This window comes from Paenarthrobacter sp. NPDC092416 (assembly GCF_044755025.1).
Taxonomy (GTDB): domain Bacteria; phylum Actinomycetota; class Actinomycetes; order Actinomycetales; family Micrococcaceae; genus Arthrobacter.
Map to the genome: position 1 here is coordinate 1 of NZ_JBIVQG010000034.1, position 3,331 is coordinate 3,331.

Consider the following 3,331-nt stretch of genomic DNA (forward strand, 5'->3'; position numbering starts at 1 on the left):
CGCGAAATCTCCGCACGCGACAACGGATCCAACGGGTGCGAAACCCCCACAAGAGCCTCAGTTTCAGCATTCAAAGTCACGACTAACTCCTTTGTTCCTGGAACGGGATGCAGATCCCTATGGATGACGGAATGGACCCCGGCATGCACGGCCGTCCCCGAGGGGTAAGGGTCAACTGAAGTTCGATTTACAGAGGCCGGCAGCGGCTCAACTCGGAGCCTCAGGTGTGTGATGCCAGTCACTCGCATTCCGTCTGTGAGAAAAAGCTACGCCACCCAAAACATTTATGCGAGAGCTTTTTTGAATATTTAGGTGAGAAATTATCGGGCACATTTTCCCACTCGAGTTAACATGTTGGAAACATACGGAAACGCCTTCACATCTGCAGGAAGAAGGCCCGGGAATGCTAATGTTTTTCATCTCGGCTCGATAGCGCCGGCCCTTCACAATCAACGTAGTCAGGGCCCGTCCGAGGGAAAGTTGGTACCCAATGTCTGCCCGAAGTGATCGCTTCATCTCGCGACAATCACCCGTGGAAGGCCTGCGCCGTCGAAAACTTTCATTCTTGCCCGTCCTGGCACAGGCAGTCGCCGGCGTCGCTCCGGCCGGTGCCATGGCCGTCATTCCAGCCTTGGTCTTCCCAGGGCTTGTGTTTGGATCGGACGGGCCGAACCTTGTGATGACCTTCGGCGCAGCCATGGCCGTGATGGTCCTCGTGGCGTTCTGCCTCCGGCCGATGGCCAAGCGCATGGCTGCCGTGAGCGGCCTGTACAGCTACACGGCCAAGGGACTCGGTCAGCGCACGGCAATAACTGCCGGCTGGTCAGCCCTGTTCGGATACGGCCTCGTGGCGATGGCCGGCCTGCTGGTGGTTGGCATCTATGTGGCCAAGCTCTTCAGCAACCTGGGGATCACCATCGCGGAATCAACGGCGTTCCCGGTACTGGTTATCCTGGCAGCGGCAGGCGCCGCCTGTTACCTGATGGTCCGGGGAATCCGCCTATCCGCGTGGTTCACGGTCATGATGGAGGCCATCTCCATAGGCGTTCTCGCCGTGCTGATGTTCGTCTACTTTGCCCTCAACGAGCCGAAGATCGACCTCGGCAGCGCGCTTGCCTGGAGCGGGAATTTTGACGCACTTCCGCTCGGCGTCGTGGTGGCCATCAGCGCTTTCGTCGGCTTCGAAAGCCCTACGACACTGGGCGGCGAGGCCCACAAACCCTTCGTCAGCGTCCCCAGGGCAATCACCTGGACCCCGCTCCTAATGGGTGTTCTTTGCCTGCTTTCCGTCTCCGCACAGGATGTGGCGCTCAGGGATGCGCCGCTGAGCGTGGCGGCCAGCACTACTCCCCTGTCCGACCTTTTTTCCCAGACGTCCCCGTTGTTCGCAGCAGTCTTGGACCTGGGCATCGCAGCTTCGTTCTTTGCCTGCGCGATCGCCTCAATGAACGCCTTCGTTCGGATCCTCTTCTGCATGGGCAGGGAAGGCGTCGCCCCTCGGATCTTCGGTCGAACGCATGCCGCTTTCCGAACCCCCTCGACGGCGATCGTTGTCACCATGCCGCTGATCGCCGTCGTACCCGTCGCGGCCATCGCTTCGGGCGCCAGCCCCGAACGGGGCCTCGCAATCCTCTTCACCCTGGGCGCCTACGGCTATCTGGGCTCATACGTGCTTGCCAGTGCCTCACTTCCGTTTTTCCTCCGCCGGATCGGCGAAAGCACCTACGCCAGCTGGATCCTGGGCGCCGTTACTTCCTTGGCGCTCGGGGCGGTGATCTGGGCTGCTACGGCGGTCTCCATCAGCTCCGGCAACCTGCAGGCAATCGTCTACGGGGGCGTGCTCCTGGCAAGCGTCCTGTACGCCACCGTCCTGCACTTCCGATTACCTGAGCGTCTGGCGTCCGTCGGAATCTATGACGAGACCCGGGACCTGGACCTCTTTAATGGCAGGCCAAATCCATGAGCATGAATTACAGACCCTCACATACCAAACCGAGTTCGGCGCTGAACTCGCTCAAGGTTCTGGAAACCGTAGCGCGCTTTGGTACGGGAACCACCGCCAAGGAGATCACCGATGCCCTGCAGATGCCACAGGCAACCGCTTACCGCGTCCTGAACTCGCTGGTTGCGGACGAGTATCTGGCCCGCACCTCGGACCTCCGGGGTTTCGCTCTGGGGCACGCGATCTCAGGCCTGATCACCGCCGCTACTCCGCCCACCGTGCCCACGGCAGCCCGAAGCGCAATACAGGAATTCCGCAGCAAGAATCGATTTGCTGTTCATCTCATAATGTTCCGTAATGCATCACTAAGAATCGCCGATGAAGATCCGGACTATCCACTTCATTCAGTTTTCGAAATGCTCCGTTATCCACACACCTCCGCCGCGGGAAAACTCATGCTCGCCGGACTCGACGATTCTTCGGCACCATTCCCAAAAGGACCATTGGCGCGACTGACGGCACGCACCATCACGGATAGCGCGCAATTGAAACAACAACTGGAAGAAATAAGGTTGAAGGGAGAAGCCTCGGAAATCAGCGAGCTGGAAGAAGGCTCGGCCAGCCTGGCTTTTCCCGTGCGGCTGTCGGATGGGCCGGTCGGTGCCGCACTCTGCCTGTCCAGCCCCGCGGAGCGGTTCACTGCCACTCGCGAGCATTCCGGGGCAGCCCGGGAGCTAAGTGCCCGGCTGGCACCGCTGCTGTTCTGACCGGGCATCGGGTTAAGGAACGACGGCGCCGTCATCGTTTCGTCGATGACGGCGCCTTTTGGTGGTGGACTGTCAGCCCGCCTTGGCAAGGGCGTCATCCACCTGGCTCAGTGCGGAAACCAGCGCATCCACGTCCACGTTGCCCCGCTGGTGGACTCCCTCGTGCTGAACGCGGGACAGATCAAACCCGCGGACCGTCTCGCCGAAGACTTCGTCGGGGTCGAGCCGGCGGAGTTCTTCGGCGAGGCAGTCCTTGAGGCTGCGCCGGGCGAGCGTGATGTGCTGGGCCGGTTGCCCCGGCTGGGTGAGTTCGGCCACGGTGTGGCCGGGCCGGGACAGCCGGATGACACCGGATGCGGACATTAGCCTGACACCACGGATACCTGTGCCCGGAGGATCCGCCACAATGGTGACCGGCGCCTGCAAGGCCTGGCGCAGCCACGTCGCGAGCAACAAGGTGCTGGGAGAATCAGTCGCACCTTCCACCGTGATGGCCGTAACTGCGGCGGCGTCGACGTGTTCCATGGCTGCGGCGAGTTGCATGCGCCAGTTGGTCAGGCGGGTCCAGGCGAGGTCGGTGTCGCCGGCTTTGTAGGTGGCGCGGATGTTCTCGAGTGCTTTC

General features: G+C 61.3%; 3 protein-coding genes. 2 read left to right on the forward strand and 1 reads right to left on the reverse strand.

All coding sequences use genetic code 11. The annotated features are described in order from the left end of the window. The first annotated feature begins 565 nt into the window (after nucleotides 1-565). Together ACIQC5_RS24175 and ACIQC5_RS24180 are read left to right on the forward strand one after the other, a co-directional pair. Nucleotides 566-1,963, forward strand: a complete 1,398-nt coding sequence (locus ACIQC5_RS24175) for an APC family permease (RefSeq protein WP_400287753.1) — start codon at nucleotides 566-568, stop codon at nucleotides 1,961-1,963. Further along, nucleotides 1,960-2,709 (forward strand): IclR family transcriptional regulator, encoded by a 750-nt coding sequence (locus ACIQC5_RS24180; protein ID WP_400287755.1) that lies wholly within the window; start codon nucleotides 1,960-1,962, stop codon nucleotides 2,707-2,709. The genes ACIQC5_RS24175 and ACIQC5_RS24180 overlap by 4 nt, the downstream gene beginning before the upstream one ends. Nucleotides 2,710-2,781: 72 nt before the next feature. Here the strand turns inward: ACIQC5_RS24180 and ACIQC5_RS24185 are convergent. After that, the coding region (locus ACIQC5_RS24185) for a glucose-6-phosphate dehydrogenase assembly protein OpcA (RefSeq protein WP_400287757.1) at nucleotides 2,782-3,331 on the reverse strand (550 nt) is incomplete at its 5' end.